Source organism: Paenibacillus sp. yr247, from assembly GCF_900103825.1.
Lineage (GTDB): Bacteria > Bacillota > Bacilli > Paenibacillales > NBRC-103111 > Paenibacillus_E.
The window spans coordinates 49,452-66,086 of sequence record NZ_FNIF01000002.1; the positions used below are offsets into that span (position 1 = coordinate 49,452).

Below are 16,635 nucleotides of genomic sequence, written 5' to 3' on the forward strand. Positions count from 1 at the left end.
CATTGCCAAATGGTCACGTTGCCACCGCCTCCTGAACATATTCACAAGATGTTCTCTAATCTTCCTGATTCCCATTCATTTCCTTCCCCGTATTTTTATCTAATTTCCCGATTATATACATGAATAATGAACCGAAAACACAGAATGAACAAAAAAACGAAGTGCATCCCGTAGACGCAATTCGTTTTTTGCCCGATAATTTCAGGGAAGTTTATTTAATTGGTGTTTACGAATGAAAGTCCTGTCCAGAACGAACTTCTTTGACATAGCCGACGCGAATAACAAAATCGCCGAAGTGTTCGCCTTCTTGCCGTTCCTTCGCATAGTGAGTAACAATCGGTTGCAGCGACTCCAGAATCTCCGCTTCTCCGATGTTTTCCTTATACAGCTTGTTCAGTCGGTTTCCGGAATGCCCACCGCCCAAATACATGTTGTATTTGCCGGGAGCCTTGCCAATAAACGCGATTTCCGCCAGCATCGGACGGGCGCATCCATTCGGACAACCTGTCATGCGAATGACGATTTCTTTGTCACCCAAACCAGCTTCTTCCAACATCGGCTCGATTTTATCCATTAAGTCGGGAAGGTAGCGCTCGGCTTCGGCCATCGCCATTCCGCAAGTCGGCAGAGACACGCATGCCATAGAGCTTCTGCGCAACGCGGAGTACTGAAGCCCATCCGTAAGACCATATTCTTTGATAAGCTCTTCGATCTTTTTCTTCTTCTGAGTACTCACATTACCGATCACCAGATTCTGGTTCGCCGTGAGTCTGAAGTCCCCGTTATGCACTTTGGCAATTTCACGAAGTCCGGTCATCAGCTGGTAGCTATCCTCGTCTTTAACACGACCATTTTGTATAAACAGGTTGAAATGCCATTTCCCGTTACTTCCCTTAACCCAGCCATAGCGATCCCCGTTATGATCAAAATGGTATGGACGCGCCGCTTCGAGCTTCCAACCTAAACGAGCGGTTAGTTCACCAACGAACCAATCAATGCCGCGGTCATCTATCGTATATTTAAAACGTGCGTGTTTCCGCACAGAGCGATCGCCATAATCCCGTTGAATCGTAACTGTCTTCTCTGCCAAATCAATTATTTGATCCGGTGTGATGAATCCGATCACTTGGGCTACTTGCGGGTAAGTCAACGGATCCCCATGGCTCATCCCCATGCCGCCGCCTACGGATACATTGAATCCTTTCAGACGTCCATCTTCGACAATTGCAATGAAACCAAGGTCCTGCGAGAAGACATCCACATCATTGGAAGGCGGTACTGCAATACCGATCTTAAACTTACGCGGCAAATACACCCGTCCATAGATCGGCTCTTGCTCTACGCCATCTTGGCTGTCCACTACCTTTTCGCCGTCAAGCCAGATCTCGTGATAGGCTTTGGTCTGTGGATCAAGATGGTTGCTAACGAGGCAGGCCCATTCGTATACTTCGGCATGAACATCCGACTGGTAAGGATTCGGATTACACATGACGTTTCGGTTAACGTCACCGCACGCGGCTAGCGTACTTAACAACGAATCATTCACTTCACGGATCGTCTTCTTCAAATTCCACTTCAGCACGCCGTGAAGTTGGAAAGATTGACGAGTCGTCAAACGGATCGTTCCGTTTGCATATTTCTGTGCGACCTGGTCCATCATCAACCATTGGTCTGGGGTAACGACTCCGCCAGCAGCACGCACACGCAGCATGAACTGATAGGCCGGCTCCAGCTTTTGCTTTTGCCGCTCGTTGCGCAGATCCCTGTCATCTTGCATATAGCTTCCGTGAAACTTCATCAAACGGTTATCATCCTCGGGGATGGACCCCGTAATTGCGTCTTTCAGCGTCTCTTCAAGACTCCCCCGCAAGTAATTGGTTCTAATTTTTATGTGTTCTACTTCGCTGTGCGGCGCACTGTTCTTTGATAGTAAATTATTATCTGACATTTTGGCCTTTCTCCTCTCGCGATCTTTGGGACTTGAACTTAGTAAACATCCCTCTGATAACGTTTCTGCTGTTGCATACGCGTCAAATATTCGGCAGCTTCCTCTGCGCTGAAACCGCCCTCTTGTTCAATGATCGTTGCCAGGGCTGCATGAACGTCGTGTGCCATTTTCTTCTCATCGCCACAAACGTAAACGCAGGCCCCTTCCTGCAGCCATTGGTAGAGCTCCCGGCTCTTTTCAAGCATTCGATGCTGTACATACACTTTCTTGTCAGTATCGCGGGAGAACGCAACATCCATGCGTGTCAACACGCCCTCCTTGAGCCAGCGCTGCCATTCAATCTGATAAAGAAAGTCTGTGGAGAAGTGCTGATCACCATAGAACAACCACGTTTTCCCTTCAGCCCCAGTCTCTTCTCGCTCTCCTAGAAAGGCCCTGAATGGCGCGACGCCCGTGCCGGGTCCAATCATAATGATCGGCGTTTCTGGGCTATCAGGAAGCTTGAAATTCGGATTGTGTTGGATATAAACCGGCAATGTTTCGCCCGCCTGCACTCGCTCCGCGAGTTGAACGGAGCAGACGCCGTAACGGTCTCGTCCCTGAGCCTCGTAACGCACCGTGCGGACCGTAACGTGTACCTCATCCGGGAATGCTTTCGAACTGCTTGCGATCGAGTACAGTCTAGCAGGCATCTTCCGCAGGATCGCTACGAATTCGTTTGCAGGCACACCCTTAAGGGAGTAATCCTGTACTAAATCCAATAGATCCCGCTCGTTGAGATACGTTTTAAGCTGTTGCTCATGTCCCACCATCAACAGTTCTTTTAAGTCATTATTGGAAGTAAGTTTTGCCACTTGCTCTAACAATGGCTTTGTCAGTACGGTGATCTCATAATTACGAAGTAATGTCTCTCGCAATGACCGTTTTTCGCCATTCTTATTTATGGTAATAAGGTCATCGGCTTTCCAGCCCATCTCTTCAATCAATTTATCCACGAGTCGAGGATTGTTCTCCGGATAGATGCCTAAGCAGTCACCCGGTTCATACTGAAGATTCGATCCCTCAAGGGATATCTCGACATGGCGAGTTTCTCGATCCGATCCGCGGCCATTCAGATTCAAATTCTCAAGAACCTCGGCCTTGAACGGATTCGTTCTTGAATATTCCGATTCCGTCCCGCTCTCGATCGTCACGCCGGCTCCACTTGCAATTGCCGGAACCACCGAGGCTTCACTTAAGGAACTTATAACATCATTCATCCACTCCGCAGCAGGCTCATCAAAATCTACGTCACAATCGACGCGCGGGGTAAGGCGCTTACCGCCTAGCTCTTCTAGTCGCTTGTCGAAATCCTTACCCGTTTGGCAGAAAAACTCGTAAGACGTATCTCCCAGAGCGAGCACGGAAAACCGCAAATCCTCCAACTGAGGCGCTCTTTTACTATTAAGGAACTCATAGAAAGAAATCGCGTTATCCGGCGGATCTCCTTCCCCATGGGTACTCACAAGAATAAGCAGGTTTTGGACCTTCTTTAAGGCATTCAGCTTGAAGTCTCCCATCGAGGATAGCGTTACCTGAAAGCCTCGCTCTTCTAGCTTTTTGGAAACCTTCTTCGCCAATCCTTGGGACTTGCCGGTCTGCGATCCGAAGAGAACGGTTACCTCCTTGGAAGTAACTACTGCATTCGCGGCCAAAGTCACTAATGGCGCAGTGTTTGATGTTACCGGAGCTGCAGCGCTATTAAGAGCAGTAAGATACCCGGTCAGCCAGATCCGTTGTGCTTCCGTTAGCGTAGGAAGTAGACGGTTAAGCAATTCTACTTGTTCCTGATTAAAAGGACTGTTTGTTACTTGTAGTTCCAACAAAATCCACCTCTCATAACATGAAATAATAAATTCCCAGTATACATATCTCATTAATTTTCTCTCTCCTGAACCTATCACAGCTGGCGGAACAGGTCAATTACAATGAATTTATAAGATCTATCAGTTATATTGATAAACGAATAAAACCTTAGAGGAATCTACTCATCTATTCATTGACGATTTTAATTACTAAGAATATAATTGCTATAGCAAACAAAATGTAAAGTGGTGAATTTACTATGCAACTGGATAACTCATTTGGGTTTATATTGAACCATGCTGGAAGACGATTGACTCAGTTGTTGAACTACCATTTTCAGCCCTTTGATATGACTACGGAGCAGTGGACTGTACTTAACCGTTTGGCCGAGGAAGATGGCATTACGCAGAAACTGTTGGCTGTCCGAGCTGAAAAGGATCAGACCAATATTACACGAATTCTCGATCAATTGGAGCGCAAAGGCTTGGTCGAACGTAAAGCTAATAAGATGGATCGAAGATCGTTTCTTACTTATATTACGGAGCAAGGCAGAGCTTTGAATGAAATCCTGACACCGATTGAGCAGAAGGTGATTGCCTCAGTGCTTAGCGGTTTTACGGAGAAAGAAGCATTGAATTTGCAAGTTCTACTTATCCTAATGACCAACAAGGCCAATGCATGCATCAAGGAGGTGGAGGAGTCACAGTGAATACCGAAAGAAAATTGTGGAATCGCGATTTTGTTGCTGTCAGTCTCAGCAGCTTTTTTCTATTTATGACCTTTTATATCTTGGCTGTCACACTACCGATCTTCGTCACAGATACGCTGCATGGCGGACAGCAGCAGATTGGTCTCGTGATGACCGTCTTTATAATCTCAACTGTCATTTTACGGCCGTTAACTGGTAAATGGATGGATGAATGGAACCGGAAGAAGATTGTGCTATTCTCGCTTGCTCTCTTTATGATTTGCACCTTGATGTATCCGCTCATTCATCAATATGCTTTTTTGCTAGGCTTAAGGTTTCTTCATGGTATAGGTTTTGGGATGGCGACAACGGCTGCAGGTGCTGTTGCGATTGAGCTAGTCCCTGAGCGGCGAAAAGGTGAGGGGATTGGCTTCTTCAGCCTTTTCATGAGCTTGGCTATGGTTGTCGGTCCCTTTCTGGGCTTAACCATTATGCAGTCGCACAATAATAGTCTTCTGTTTGGCGTGTGTATTGTGTTCGCGCTTCTCGCCTTCTTATTTGGATTGTCCATTCGTGTTCCTCAAGCAATCTCTAGAGCGGCCGTGAAATCGGAGTCTGGTTGGAGAAAGTTCATCGAGCCGCGTGCTTTGCCGATATCCCTGACTGGCAGTGTATTGGCCTTTTCCTATGGAGCGATTACAACTTTTCTTTCCGTGTACGCCAAAGCGATCGGACTGGATAAGTATGCGAGTTACTTCTTCATGGTGTTTGCTTTGATGATTGTTATATCCAGACCTTTTACTGGCAAATGGTTCGATCGATCAGGCCCAAATGGGTTAGTTTACCCAGGGGTGGCACTTTTCACATTAGGAATGATCGCCCTAAGTCTGGCATCTTCCCCCATCCCATTTTTAGTTGCAGGCGGTATGCTGGGACTGGGTTTCGGTGCGCTGCTTCCGAGCTTCCAGACGATCGCCATTCAAGCCGCTCCGGCACACCGCAGGGGTCTTGCGACAGGAACGTATTTCTTGCTTTTCGACTCCGGTTACGGAATCGGCTCGTATGTGCTTGGCATAGTCGCATCGAGATCGAATTACCATACGATGTACTTCGTTGCAGGATTGGTTGTGGCATGCTCTGCCCTTCTATATTACGGACTTTATCATCGGAAAACGGCTTCTCCCGTTAAGCCAAGCTCTAATCCAATCTAACCTGCTCAAATTAGATAAAAACACCACTAAATTCATTTATTCTGGTCAGAATGAGGGAGTCAGAGGTTTAGTATAGTTACATACCTACTGGTAATCGAGTAGGAGGGAGTGATTAACTCCCGACCTCTCAGTCAAGTAGCCCGATCCGTACTGCATCATGTCCTCGTCTCTGAGGACGAAAGCCGTAGCTGCATTCAGAAAACTGCGGATCGAGCATTGGATTCAACACTTGGGCAATCGCTTGTTGGATGAATCGGTCTGTCACGGTTGGTATACCTAATAACCTCATACCGCCGTTAGGTTTCGGGATTTCGACCCTTCGGACAGGACTAGGTTCGTAGGTTCCATTCTCTATGCTTTGGCGAAGGGAATGCCAGATTCGTAGAATGTGCTCTCGTAAGGATTTTACGGGCATGCCATCTACTCCATGGCTTCCTTTATTCGCCTCGACACGGTGTAGTGCCGATAGTAGACCTCATGTGATAGTAATTCTTGAATCATCCTCATACTTCTCCTAACGTGAATTGTTTCCTCTCTTTGTGCCATGGATGAACTCTGCCCTCTCCAAGTCCCCCGCGGATTCACCGCTTCCTCCTTCGAGCAAGTCCGTATGGATTGTCTGCTTTCAATGTCCATCCTTGAACGCTAAGGTATTCAATTCCTATTTCATGTTCAGCCCTTCCGTAAGCTGTTGCAACAGCTTACGTACTACGGCGTCTGCTGACTTCTGTACGTTCAGCCTGCTCTCACAAGTAGGGTTACGAAGTTCACTTCGCGTACCGTACAGATCTCCCCAGGTAAGAACGCTATCTTCCTCTCCATCTATCTGCCTCATTTACTTTCGTACGCCTTTGGCAGTATGGGCTTTAACTTGGTTTGCAGTCTCACCCAACGTACGCTAGCCTTCTATGAGATTCGTGTTCCTCAGACCGGAGATTTGCCGCCGACTTCCTTCAGATTCGACCTCACGGTCGACACCCTTGTCTTGAGCTATGGCTACTACTGCCTTCGCCATTCGGGACTTGAACCCTAGAGATAGCGCCCATGCTGGGCGCACAAACAAGACGCGATCCGATTGGGATCGCGTCTTTGAGCTAAGGAATGGATATCCAGTCCTTTCATCCTATGATAAAAGGATACTCATGCTTCGCATCATCAGATTCGATTGTCCAAGTCCCTTCCTGATAGGAAATGTGATAGCTTTGCCCGCGGAACTGAATATGCTTCATCGAAAAGTTGCCCCAAGGCGGTGTTTTCAGATGGACCTTGTCCTGATCTAGTCTTGGCATCAGACCTAGTCCTCCCATCATCATGGCCGCCGCGGGCATAGCACTCCACCCCTGCAGGTTTGAGCCTTCCCCATAAACGGGTCCGTAATATTCAACGGGGGTCAGCCAGCCATTCTCCAAAGATACTTGGAACCAGCGCGTCAATGGATAGCGCCAGCCTCCGTCTCCTTCATCAGTTTGGCCATTGCATATACCCCATCCCAATACGGCCAGTCGCCGCCGTTGTGATAACGGTAAGGAGCCATGCTTTTCTCCACCTGAAGATGAACGTTGTGATAAAACGGGAATGCAGTCATAATGCCCCAATCCCCATATTGCTGGCTCTGGTTGTTTTTGGTTTCCAGCTGTGAGGTCAGCTGCCCTATTAAGGCTGATTGATCTTCGGGAGACAGTAAATCGAACATAATCAATAAGGATAACTCAACGGAAGTGTTCGTCTCAAGGAATCCATTGCTGTTCCTGTAATTGAAATATCCATGCTCCTTCAGCTGCTGCTGCAAACTCTCTTTCGCTCTCCGATACAACGCTTCAAAACAGCTACATCATATTCTACCGGCATGCAGCTATCTCCCTCCGAGCTGGAGCCACCCCATATCGGTAAGTGTCTCATTTTCCAAGCCTCCCTCTTAAGTGTTTGAGCCTCTGAGTTTTTTTTCGGTCGACGCATACTTTCTTAAGAACACCAGTCCAATCACAAGAATAATGAGCGGCATGCCACCAATGAGAAAGCGGAATCCGAGAATGGCGCTTGAGACTTGCACATTCTTATTGGCATCATAGCCGCTTGTTGCAAAGAAAATACCCATGATGGCATATTGAATGGACATACCAATCCGAATGATAAAGCCGTTAACGCCATAATACATGCCTTCCCGACGGCGTCCTGTTTGCTCCGCATCAAAGTCAATCACATCTGAGAGCAAGACGTGCAAGGAAAGCATGAAGCCCGAAACCGGAATACCGAGAAATGCACCAATCGCGATAACGCTGACAGGCGTGTGGGCCAAAAGGAACCCAAGAGAGATGAGCGCATATAAAACCGATGAAATGATGGCTATTCGAACGGTTGCAAAGCGTAACCCGCTTTTTGCCCAAATGAATGACATCGGAATGGCCACGATAAAGACAGAGCCCAAGAAGATTGAGTTCTGTGTTGGCGTAAGCGCAACCACATACTTGGTGTAAAAAGCAGTTAATGTAACAAACATCGTAGTTGTCAGCTGAATGAGTAAATTCGCCACAACGTAGGAGTTAAAGAGTTTATTTTTCAGCGTATTCACTGTGGCTTCTTTGAATTTCAACGGGTTTGTCAGGTAGGCAGGGTTCTCAAAAGAACCATACAGGGATGTATATAACGAAATGACTGCAATAAGTGAGAATAACCCCGCCATAAGTCCCCAACCGAGGGACAAGCCGAGGGATTTAGCCAGTGCAATACCAATAATCATCCCGACGATGCTGAACATTTGTTGGAACGCCGATACCTGGTAGCGGTCCTTTTTGGTTTGATACATTTCAGGGAACAACGCACCCGTGTTTAACCCAATAAAGGAATAAATCAGATCAAAAAAGAACGTAAGTGTGAAAAAGTAGATTAACAGCATGGTGGAGCTGGCCGCCGGCGGATTGAATAAGAAATAAAAAATAACACCAAATGGCAAACTTCCGAAAAGGATATAAGGAATACGCCTTCCAAAGCGTGTCTTCGTACGGTCGCTTACATAGCCGGCTAACAGATTAAACAATGCATTAAAGAGTCCATACACGGTCATTCCAATCGATATATACGTGCCAGGAACGTTCAAAACGGTTACATAATAAAAAACAGCAATAGCGTTGAAGGCTTGCCATAATACACTGAGCCCGACTTGATTAAAGCTGTATGCAATTTTTTTGGACGTGGCTACCATTGATGTTGTGCCCCCTCTGTCGTGTATGCTTAGCTATAAAGTGCTGCCGGGAAGAAATGCAACTGATGTGAAGTTAACACCTTAAAAGCTTCCGCATAGCCTGCTGCTTCATGGTTTTGCTTCAACTTGCCATACAATTGACCAGCTTCATAGTCAAAATAAGTTTTAACCATGGGCCAATTTAAATTGTCGAATTGGCTCTTGTGCGCTAAGATGGAGGCTATTTTACGTTCCCAGTCCGCGGTTACATCCACATATGTATTAGGATGCGAAGTTGCATAGAAGGCAATTTGCGGAACAGCAAACGGCTCTGACGTTGGAAAGAGAATTTCGTTTGATGAAAAAAGCATGGCCGCGGCTACCGCTTTACCTGTCTTGTAATGGTCCGGATGAGCCTCATATGGCATCCATGGATCCACCGTAAGCAGCATGTCCGGCTTTTCCCCGCGGATAATTGGAATCAGCTTGTGCAGGATATCTTGCTCTGTATAATCCCCCATATCCGGGAAATCGAGCGTAAAATGTTTGGAAACCCCGATAATTCCACCCGCTGCGAGCCTTTCCTTTCTGCGGATCTCAACGATTTCTGCGGGATCCGTAGCGCCCGTAGAGCCGCTGCCGCGTCCATCGGTCACCGTAATGTATACGATTTCACAACCGCGCTGCGCAAGCTTGTACAAGGTTCCTGCAGCTCCTACTTCATTATCATCGGGGTGCGGCTGAACGCATACGATTTTTTTCACGTCCAACAGGTCTGGCAAGCCTAAAATACGTTTAATATCCATTTTACATTCCTCCAATACGACAAATTCTATCACAAAAAATGTCGAAAAAGTACATTGATTATTGATATAGAAGCTTTTTATAGCTATATTAATTGACTTTAAATTTCAGGGATGATATAAAAATAGTGTATAGCACTCAAAGACAGAGAGTGCTAATGGAACGTTCGGTTCAAGATTAACTTCGTTACAAATTGAAAGGAGATCTTCACGTGGAAAAAAAACAATTTCAGGCTGAATCCAAGCGATTATTGGAAATGATGATCAACTCCATTTATACACAAAGAGAGATCTTTCTAAGAGAGCTCATCTCCAATGCCAGCGATGCGATCGACAAGATTTACTACAAAGCTTTAACCGATGACACGCTAGTTTTTGACAAAGATAGCTACTTCATTAAAGTTGTTGCCGACAAAGCAAACAGAACGCTTACGATTCGCGATACCGGTATTGGTATGACCAAGGAAGATCTTGAGAATAATCTGGGGATCATTGCGAAGAGCGGATCTTTGGCCTTCAAGAAAGAAAATGAAGCCAAAGACGGTCACAATATCATCGGCCAGTTCGGCGTTGGCTTCTATTCAGCGTTCATGGTTGCTGATGTTGTAACCGTAACTAGTAAGGCTCTTGGCAGCGACGTTGCTTACAAGTGGGAGTCCACTGGCGCTGACGGCTACACGATCGAGACTAGTGATAAAGATTCCGTGGGTACGGAAATCGTCTTGAAAATAAAAGAGAACACAGAAGATGAGAGCTTCGATGAGTTCTTAGACGAATATCGCTTAAAAGCCATCATCAAAAAGTACTCTGATTTCATCCGCTATCCGATTAAAATGGACATTGCCGGAAAAAGATTGAAAGAAGGCAGCGACAGCGAGTTCGAGGATTATCAGGAAGAACAGCATGTGAACAGCATGGTGCCGATTTGGAGAAAAAACAAAAGTGAATTGACTCCAGAGGATTATGAGAAGTTCTATCACGAGAAGCATTACGGCTTCGACAAGCCGCTTAAGCATATTCATGTTAGCGCGGATGGCGCTGTGGTCTACCAAGCCATTCTCTTTATTCCAGAAAATATGCCTTTTGATTATTATTCCAAGGAATTTGAAAAAGGCTTGGAGCTATATGCCAATGGCGTATTAATCATGAACAAATGTGCGGATCTGCTTCCTGACTACTTTAGCTTTGTTAAGGGAATGGTAGATTCCGAAAGCTTATCTCTTAATATTTCTAGAGAAATGCTGCAGCATGACCGTCAGTTAAAATTGATTGCCAAAAACATTCAAAGCAAAATCAAAGGCCAGCTTCAGAGCTTGTTGAAGGACGAAAGAGAGAAATATGAGCAGTTCTACAAATCCTTCGGCCGTCAGCTTAAATTCGGGGTCTACAGCGATTATGGAAGCCACAAAGAAGTCCTGCAAGACCTGTTGATGTTCTACTCCTCCAAGGAGAAAAAGCTCGTCACTTTGGACGAATATATTTCAAGAATGCCTGAGGATCAAAAGTACATTTATTATGCTTCCGGGGAATCGATTGAAAGAATTGATAAGCTTCCGCAAACGGAGCTTGTATCCGAAAAAGGTTATGAGATCTTATATTTCACCGATGATATCGATGAGTTCGCTATCAAAATGATCATGACATACAAGGAGAAAGAATTTAAATCAGTGTCGAGCGGCGATCTTGGTATTGAAATGGATGAAAACCAAACGGACACCGATTCTGACAAGAACGAAAACAAAGAGCTTTTCGATTATATGAAGACTCTACTGTCGGGTAAAGTGACAAATGTGAAAGCATCCAAAAGATTAAAGACACACCCTGTGTGCTTATCTACGGATGGTGACGTGACGATTGAGATGGAAAAAATATTAAATGCAATGCCGAATAATCCGAGTGTTAAGGCCGAGAAGGTCTTGGAAATCAACATTCACCATGAGGTGTTTGCATCGTTAAAAGACGCTTTTGATAAAGATAAAGAAAAGCTAAATCTATACACAGCTCTCTTATACAATCAAGCGCTCTTAATCGAAGGATTGCCTCTTCAGGATCCAGTTGAATTTACGAACGATATCTGTAAAATCATGGTCTAATACACAGGTAGTAAAGCAAATCTGGATGTGTTAAAAAGAGTGAAGCACTGCAACATTGAGTTGTAGTGCTTCTTTTTTATATAAGATTATCAACTCCGATTGTCGGAAGAGATATCTTTTTCATCACATCGTTTATTCGGTTCCATATTCGAATACACATAAGCCAATAAGCGATCTTGATCAATTCCGAGAGAGCTAGCAACTTTTACGATATCTAATTCATAAGAAATACTTGGAATTTGTTTTGGCTTGACGGACATATGCTTCAACCATCCTTCGAATAAATGTAATAAATAGAAACTCAATCCATAAATATGATATAGTTTTCATACAAGCATTAATCGGTACGATAAAGGCAAAACCACTGAAAAGTGGTGACGCAAAGCTATAGGGGCTAAATTGGGCAATCGTTTCATGTCCAAAATGTCAGCCAGCTGCCTGTACAGCCTCCGTTCGATTAATGTAGAAACACTAGGAGGAGATGAAGAAGGATGGGGAAAATTACGTTGGATGGAAAAATAAGTTTAGATGTACAACAATTGATCGATAACTTGCATCTTCCAGAAGATGATATTTTGAACATGTTCTCCTTTAAGTTGGATGACAACGTTTTATCCCAAGAGGAAGCTATTCGATTTATTCATTTTCTAAGAAGTGAACTGGACAAACGTACTCAATAAAAGAATTATGCACGAAAGCATACAAAAATACAGTCGGTTGATGTCTAAAGATTTATTTTTTTTCATTCCAAATAAAATCTCGTGATTATTGATTTTACAGGAAAAAATAAGAAAAGACGGCGGGAATTCCGCTGTCTTTTTCTTATTTTTTGTCAGATTTAGAGATTAAATTTATTAGTTATTATTCGGTTTAATTAATTTTTTATCTAATCAGAAGATGTACGACTCTGACTTCAATCGTTATGAATAGCAAAAACTGCTCCCGTTCGTCTAAAGTGAACGGAAGCAGTTTATATAATTTGGGTATTATTTATCCCGGAGCAGTCCGGTGTCATGCTTTCCCAGAATTTGCGTAAGCTCCTTCAAGAACATGTTGATGTCCTTGAACTGTCTATAAACGGAGGCAAAGCGAATGTACGCCACTTCATCGACGGGGTACAGCTGCTCCATAACAATTTCACCAATGCCTAAACTTTCCACTTCGGCGTGAGCCGTGGTACGGAGCTGCATTTCCACCTCAGATACGATCATCTCCAGTCTTTCCATTGAAACCGGACGCTTCTCACAAGCTCGAATCAAGCCTCTCATTATTTTCTCTCGACTAAATTCTTCCCGACTTCCATCCTTCTTAATCACGATAAGCGGTGTTTCTTCTATCATCTCAAATGTGGTGAATCTTCTAGCGCATTTCTCACATTCTCGACGTCGACGGATGGATTTGTTTTCATTGGCTGAACGGGAGTCAAGCACTTTGGTACCGGAATAGTCACAGAACGGACACTTCATTCGCTATCTCTCCTTTCTTTCTTTTGATCTATTACCATATGTTACATGTCATGATCTTTTTAGATATGCACACAATACTATTACCAAACGACAAGGAGGTGAACAGACATGGGCGCAGGACAATCCCGCAGCAGCAATACATTAGTCGTTCCTCAAGCTAACGCAGCGTTGGATCAGTTGAAATACGAAGTAGCTCAAGAGCTAGGTATCGCCATCCCTCAAGATGGATATATGGGCAATATGGCTACTCGTGATGCTGGTTCTATTGGTGGTAACATCACTCGTCGACTGGTACAAATCGCAGAACAATCTCTAGCTGGTCAATTCAAGTAATCTTGAAGATTAGCTACTGAATCTGCAAACAGGAAGTATTGGACTCTAGGCCCCCAAAAGGAGCTAGTCCAATGCTTCTTTGTTTTGTGGAGAGTAAGAAACATTATTTTCCCATTGGTGAGAATAAAGTTTCGTGTATTTCTCGTAATAATAAAGTACCCGCTGTACATAATGACGGGTTTCACCGAAAGGGATTTGATTAATATTTGCTTCTGAGCCATCCCAAACGTTATTTTGCTTCCATTTATTCACATTCCCTTGACCTGCATTATAAGCCGCAATCGCATAAATTAAATTCCCATTGTAATGCTTCTTCAGCCAGCTCAAATACCAGGATCCAAGATTAATATTCACATCCACTTTTAATAAATCTTCTTGCACATGGGGCCCTAAATTCGTGGACTCCACAATCCATTCTGCCGTATCAGGCATAAGCTGCATGAGTCCTAAAGCCCCTTTTCTCGACTCCAAATGATACTTATAATTTGTCTCCACCCTAATAATGGCCGCAATTAAAAACGGATCTATATTGTGTTTCGCCGCGCTTTGCCTAATTTCCTGCTCAAAATAGATCGGATACAGCTTTCTTCCTATAAAAGCGCTATTCATAAAGAGAACCAAAACAAAACAAACAAGTAAAAGGGCAAATACTCGTTTTTTTCGTAAAAAGGTCATGAAAGCCCCTTCTCTAGCCAAAACCGCTCCACCTCAGAATTGGTTTCTTCCCAAGTCCCGCTGTTGTCGATAACGACATCAGCTAGTTTGCGCTTCTCCTCAATCGACATCTGCGCGTCAATGCGATTATTTGCCGCACTTTCCGTCAGGCCATCCCTATGAATAAGTCGCTCTAACTGTACATGACGCGGAACATAAACAACCATAACCTCCTGGAACATGAAGGTTAAATTAGATTCTATCAATAAAGGGACATCAGCCACAACAAGCTTGTCCGGATATTGCTGTTCGTATGCTTCCATCTGTTCCCGTATTCGTACACGAATAGGCGGGTGCAGAATACTTTCCAACTGCTTACGTGCCTCCGTATTACCAAAAATGATCTCACCAAGCTTTTTACGATGAAGCGAGCCATCTGCCTGAAGAACGGCTTGTCCAAAATGTGCTGCAACCTGTTCAAGAACAGGGCTGCCGGGCTCGACAACATCGCGGGCAATCGTATCCGCATCTACTAATAGAGCGCCGCGGTTAACCAGCATGGCGCTAACCGTGCTTTTGCCGCAAGCGATTCCTCCTGTTAACCCGATATTCATAGGCAGATCTCTCCTAAGCGTTTCCCATTCGGAAAACTTCTTCATTTCCAAAGACTTTTATGGATAGGTTATAACATTTTCAATAGACCCATGATGATGAGTACACATCCCGGAAGTATAGACAGCTTCTTCAACCAAGTCATCTCCGCATAACGAAAACCAATCCGCAAACCTAATGCAATAAACGAACCACTTGATAGGGATATGACGGAAGCTGTTAACAAGGGAACAAAACCAATTAATGCTGCGCCAATGCCCGCACCAAACGCATCCAATGAGAGCGCTAAGCCTAGCAAAGTAGCCTCAGAAGCGGAAATATTACCGGATTTGTCAACATCAGCAATGGACGGAGTTCGCAAGATTTGAATCACCAGTCCAAAGCGTTTCAGCTCAATATTCAGTATTTCCTTCGTTCGTTGAAGCGTGTCAAATGTAAGAGTTTCACTAGCTCCAGGATATCCAGCATCTTGGGAAGGATGAACATTGCTTAAAGATGCTTGATCTAAGGATGACTTGACAGGATCCTGATGGTCGTCAGACTTTTGTTGTCTCGTTTGTGCCAAAGCCCAGATGCCAATCCCAATCAAGATAAGTGCACCAATCCGCTTAGCAAACAAAGGAGTCATGAAAGAAGACATCAGTACACCGATCTGCATCGAGCTGAAGATAATGATACCAGACCAGAGCGATATAATACCAATGGATAGGAACGGGATTCGTATTTTGCGTAACCCATACATCACACCAACGCCAAATCCGTCTAATGAAACTGCGAAAGCCAGTATAAGCAAAGAAATCACCGGAAGCATAATACCCCTCCTAAGAGTTTTACCTAGAAAACTAGCTGTGTAAGCCGTTTATCTGGGCTAAGTACTCCATATCATATGGGAAGGGCGGGCTTCACGTGCCTATTTCTCTGATTTCTTTGGAATTCTCTTCCGCTTTAACGGTTGACAGGTTGGGCAAATATGCGTTCCTCTGCCGCCAACAACGGTTTTGTAAATTTCACTTCCGCATGTTTTGCAGGATTGAGACTGTCTGCCATAAATGTTGAATTGATGCTGGAACATGCCAATTTCACCTTGTCCGTTAACGTACGATTTAATCGAAGATCCTCCAACTTCAACGGACTCACTGAGCGTATGGATAATGGCTTTATGCAGAAGTTCCTGTTCCTTTCTGCTAAGCGAAGAGGCTTCTCGCTCCGGATGTATACCCGCCATAAAGAGAGACTCGTCTACATAAATATTCCCGATACCCACGATATATTCTTGATTAAGCAGCAGTGGTTTAATCTTTGTCGAACGATGAGCAATCCGGTCACGGAAAGCCTCAAAGGTGAAGCCTTCATCCAGCGGCTCTAGGCCGAGCTTGTTCAGCGGTGGCGACGTGAGCTCCTCGCCTTTCGGGAACAGATGTATCGTGCCAAATTGTCTAACGTCTTTGTAACGGAGCTCACTGCCATCGGTGAAACGAAACAACACATGAGTATGGAGCTCCAGCGGATCTTCACCGTCATACAAACCGTACCGGCCTTCCATCCGCAGATGTGATACCATGACGTAATCGGTGAGTATGAAACGCAAAAACTTCCCTCTGCGTTCTATGGTTTCTATCGTCTGCCCTTGCAGCAGAACCTCAAACATTTGAATATCATCCGGCTTTTGGATGATGCGAGGCAGTCTAACCTGAACATGTTCAATCGTTTTACCGGTGATTAGATTGTTCAAAGTGCGTCTGACCGTTTCGACTTCAGGTAGTTCAGGCACGGATGTTCACCTCTATTGTTGTTAATGTCCGCT

At 44.7% G+C, this 16,635-nt stretch carries 18 protein-coding genes, 1 pseudogene and 1 riboswitch; of the genes and pseudogenes, 5 read left to right on the top strand and 14 right to left on the bottom strand.

Going from position 1 to position 16,635, the window contains the following annotated elements; genetic code table 11:
• Window positions 1-226: 226 nt before the first annotated feature.
• Both cysI and BLT91_RS04890 read right to left on the bottom strand, forming a co-directional pair.
• A complete protein-coding gene (gene cysI / locus BLT91_RS04885; RefSeq protein WP_090817477.1) occupies window positions 227-1,948 on the bottom strand; it encodes an assimilatory sulfite reductase (NADPH) hemoprotein subunit in 1,722 nt (573 codons plus the stop codon).
• 38 nt (window positions 1,949-1,986) lie between these two features.
• Window positions 1,987-3,810: an assimilatory sulfite reductase (NADPH) flavoprotein subunit gene (locus BLT91_RS04890; RefSeq protein ID WP_090819700.1), complete on the bottom strand. Its 1,824-nt coding sequence runs from the start codon at window positions 3,808-3,810 to the stop codon at window positions 1,987-1,989.
• A gap of 242 nt (window positions 3,811-4,052) precedes the next feature.
• On the opposite strand from BLT91_RS04890, the gene BLT91_RS04895 reads away from it, so the two are divergent.
• Window positions 4,053-4,502 carry a MarR family winged helix-turn-helix transcriptional regulator gene (locus tag BLT91_RS04895; RefSeq protein ID WP_090817480.1) on the top strand — a complete coding sequence of 150 codons (450 nt, stop codon included), beginning with the start codon at window positions 4,053-4,055 and terminating at the stop codon, window positions 4,500-4,502.
• Window positions 4,472-5,692 (top strand): MFS transporter, encoded by a 1,221-nt coding sequence (locus BLT91_RS04900; RefSeq protein WP_090817484.1) that lies wholly within the window; start codon window positions 4,472-4,474, stop codon window positions 5,690-5,692. The genes BLT91_RS04895 and BLT91_RS04900 overlap by 31 nt, the downstream gene beginning before the upstream one ends.
• A 145-nt stretch (window positions 5,693-5,837) precedes the next feature.
• Here the strand turns inward: BLT91_RS04900 and BLT91_RS04905 are convergent.
• The 6 genes and pseudogenes from BLT91_RS04905 to BLT91_RS04930 form a co-directional block, all read right to left on the bottom strand.
• Window positions 5,838-6,193: pseudogene (locus BLT91_RS04905) on the bottom strand (reverse transcriptase domain-containing protein); the annotation flags it as partial.
• A gap of 160 nt (window positions 6,194-6,353) precedes the next feature.
• Window positions 6,354-6,527: a hypothetical protein gene (locus BLT91_RS31290; protein ID WP_175532093.1), complete on the bottom strand. Its 174-nt coding sequence runs from the start codon at window positions 6,525-6,527 to the stop codon at window positions 6,354-6,356.
• Window positions 6,528-6,810: 283 nt separating this feature from the next.
• Window positions 6,811-7,125: a hypothetical protein gene (locus BLT91_RS04915; RefSeq protein WP_090817493.1), complete on the bottom strand. Its 315-nt coding sequence runs from the start codon at window positions 7,123-7,125 to the stop codon at window positions 6,811-6,813.
• The gene (locus BLT91_RS04920; RefSeq protein ID WP_175532094.1) at window positions 7,122-7,505 is read right to left on the bottom strand and encodes a glucosidase family protein; all 384 of its coding nucleotides are present in this window, start codon (window positions 7,503-7,505) and stop codon (window positions 7,122-7,124) included. Before BLT91_RS04920 ends, BLT91_RS04915 begins: the two co-directional genes overlap by 4 nt.
• Window positions 7,506-7,607: 102 nt before the next feature.
• Entirely contained in the window at window positions 7,608-8,891 is a 1,284-nt protein-coding gene (locus tag BLT91_RS04925; RefSeq protein WP_090817498.1) for an MFS transporter, read from the bottom strand.
• Between the two features lie 29 nt (window positions 8,892-8,920).
• Window positions 8,921-9,676 (bottom strand): PIG-L deacetylase family protein, encoded by a 756-nt coding sequence (locus tag BLT91_RS04930; protein WP_090817501.1) that lies wholly within the window; start codon window positions 9,674-9,676, stop codon window positions 8,921-8,923.
• Window positions 9,677-9,885: 209 nt separating this feature from the next.
• On the opposite strand from BLT91_RS04930, the gene htpG reads away from it, so the two are divergent.
• Complete coding sequence (gene htpG, locus BLT91_RS04935) at window positions 9,886-11,766, top strand: molecular chaperone HtpG (protein ID WP_090817505.1); 1,881 nt, start codon at window positions 9,886-9,888, stop codon at window positions 11,764-11,766.
• Window positions 11,767-11,855: 89 nt separating this feature from the next.
• Here the strand turns inward: htpG and BLT91_RS31295 are convergent, their stop codons facing one another.
• Entirely contained in the window at window positions 11,856-12,026 is a 171-nt protein-coding gene (locus BLT91_RS31295; RefSeq protein WP_175532095.1) for a hypothetical protein, read from the bottom strand.
• 84 nt (window positions 12,027-12,110) lie between these two features.
• A riboswitch (cyclic di-GMP riboswitch) is annotated at window positions 12,111-12,208 on the top strand.
• A gap of 49 nt (window positions 12,209-12,257) precedes the next feature.
• Between BLT91_RS31295 and BLT91_RS04940 the strand changes: the two genes are divergently transcribed.
• Window positions 12,258-12,446, top strand: a complete 189-nt coding sequence (locus BLT91_RS04940; protein WP_090817508.1) for a hypothetical protein — start codon at window positions 12,258-12,260, stop codon at window positions 12,444-12,446.
• 306 nt (window positions 12,447-12,752) lie between these two features.
• On the opposite strand, the gene nrdR is transcribed toward BLT91_RS04940, so the two are convergent.
• Window positions 12,753-13,232, bottom strand: a complete 480-nt coding sequence (gene nrdR / locus BLT91_RS04945) for a transcriptional regulator NrdR (RefSeq protein ID WP_090817511.1) — start codon at window positions 13,230-13,232, stop codon at window positions 12,753-12,755.
• A gap of 108 nt (window positions 13,233-13,340) precedes the next feature.
• Here nrdR and BLT91_RS04950 point away from each other — a divergent pair, with 108 nt between their 5' ends.
• Window positions 13,341-13,565: an alpha/beta-type small acid-soluble spore protein gene (locus BLT91_RS04950; RefSeq protein ID WP_090817514.1), complete on the top strand. Its 225-nt coding sequence runs from the start codon at window positions 13,341-13,343 to the stop codon at window positions 13,563-13,565.
• A 63-nt stretch (window positions 13,566-13,628) separates the two neighbouring features.
• Here BLT91_RS04950 and BLT91_RS04955 read toward each other — a convergent pair whose 3' ends face one another.
• The 4 genes from BLT91_RS04955 to mutM all read right to left on the bottom strand — a co-directional run bounded on the left by BLT91_RS04955 (window position 13,629) and on the right by mutM (window position 16,602).
• Window positions 13,629-14,240: a lytic transglycosylase domain-containing protein gene (locus tag BLT91_RS04955; protein WP_090817517.1), complete on the bottom strand. Its 612-nt coding sequence runs from the start codon at window positions 14,238-14,240 to the stop codon at window positions 13,629-13,631.
• The gene (coaE, locus tag BLT91_RS04960; RefSeq protein WP_090817520.1) at window positions 14,237-14,833 is read right to left on the bottom strand and encodes a dephospho-CoA kinase; all 597 of its coding nucleotides are present in this window, start codon (window positions 14,831-14,833) and stop codon (window positions 14,237-14,239) included. The genes BLT91_RS04955 and coaE overlap by 4 nt, the downstream gene beginning before the upstream one ends.
• 68 nt (window positions 14,834-14,901) lie before the next feature.
• Window positions 14,902-15,642 carry an MntP/YtaF family protein gene (locus tag BLT91_RS04965; RefSeq protein ID WP_090817523.1) on the bottom strand — a complete coding sequence of 247 codons (741 nt, stop codon included), beginning with the start codon at window positions 15,640-15,642 and terminating at the stop codon, window positions 14,902-14,904.
• A 99-nt stretch (window positions 15,643-15,741) separates the two neighbouring features.
• A complete protein-coding gene (mutM, locus tag BLT91_RS04970; RefSeq protein ID WP_090817526.1) occupies window positions 15,742-16,602 on the bottom strand; it encodes a DNA-formamidopyrimidine glycosylase in 861 nt (286 codons plus the stop codon).
• Window positions 16,603-16,635 lie beyond the last annotated feature (33 nt).

What these genes read in the sequence shown, in the direction of transcription:
- BLT91_RS04925 (WP_090817498.1), bottom strand. Translation starts at nt 8,891, where the DNA reads ATGGTAGCCACGTCCAAAAAAATTGCATACAGCTTTAATCAAGTCGGG.
- BLT91_RS31295 (WP_175532095.1), bottom strand. Translation starts at nt 12,026, where the DNA reads ATGTCCGTCAAGCCAAAACAAATTCCAAGTATTTCTTATGAATTAGAT.
- BLT91_RS04965 (WP_090817523.1), bottom strand. Translation starts at nt 15,642, where the DNA reads ATGCTTCCGGTGATTTCTTTGCTTATACTGGCTTTCGCAGTTTCATTA.
- nrdR (WP_090817511.1), bottom strand. Translation starts at nt 13,232, where the DNA reads ATGAAGTGTCCGTTCTGTGACTATTCCGGTACCAAAGTGCTTGACTCC.
- BLT91_RS04940 (WP_090817508.1), top strand. Translation starts at nt 12,258, where the DNA reads ATGGGGAAAATTACGTTGGATGGAAAAATAAGTTTAGATGTACAACAA.
- cysI (WP_090817477.1), bottom strand. Translation starts at nt 1,948, where the DNA reads ATGTCAGATAATAATTTACTATCAAAGAACAGTGCGCCGCACAGCGAA.
- BLT91_RS31290 (WP_175532093.1), bottom strand. Translation starts at nt 6,527, where the DNA reads ATGAGGCAGATAGATGGAGAGGAAGATAGCGTTCTTACCTGGGGAGAT.
- BLT91_RS04930 (WP_090817501.1), bottom strand. Translation starts at nt 9,676, where the DNA reads ATGGATATTAAACGTATTTTAGGCTTGCCAGACCTGTTGGACGTGAAA.
- BLT91_RS04955 (WP_090817517.1), bottom strand. Translation starts at nt 14,240, where the DNA reads ATGACCTTTTTACGAAAAAAACGAGTATTTGCCCTTTTACTTGTTTGT.
- BLT91_RS04900 (WP_090817484.1), top strand. Translation starts at nt 4,472, where the DNA reads ATGCATCAAGGAGGTGGAGGAGTCACAGTGAATACCGAAAGAAAATTG.
- BLT91_RS04950 (WP_090817514.1), top strand. Translation starts at nt 13,341, where the DNA reads ATGGGCGCAGGACAATCCCGCAGCAGCAATACATTAGTCGTTCCTCAA.
- coaE (WP_090817520.1), bottom strand. Translation starts at nt 14,833, where the DNA reads ATGAATATCGGGTTAACAGGAGGAATCGCTTGCGGCAAAAGCACGGTT.
- BLT91_RS04895 (WP_090817480.1), top strand. Translation starts at nt 4,053, where the DNA reads ATGCAACTGGATAACTCATTTGGGTTTATATTGAACCATGCTGGAAGA.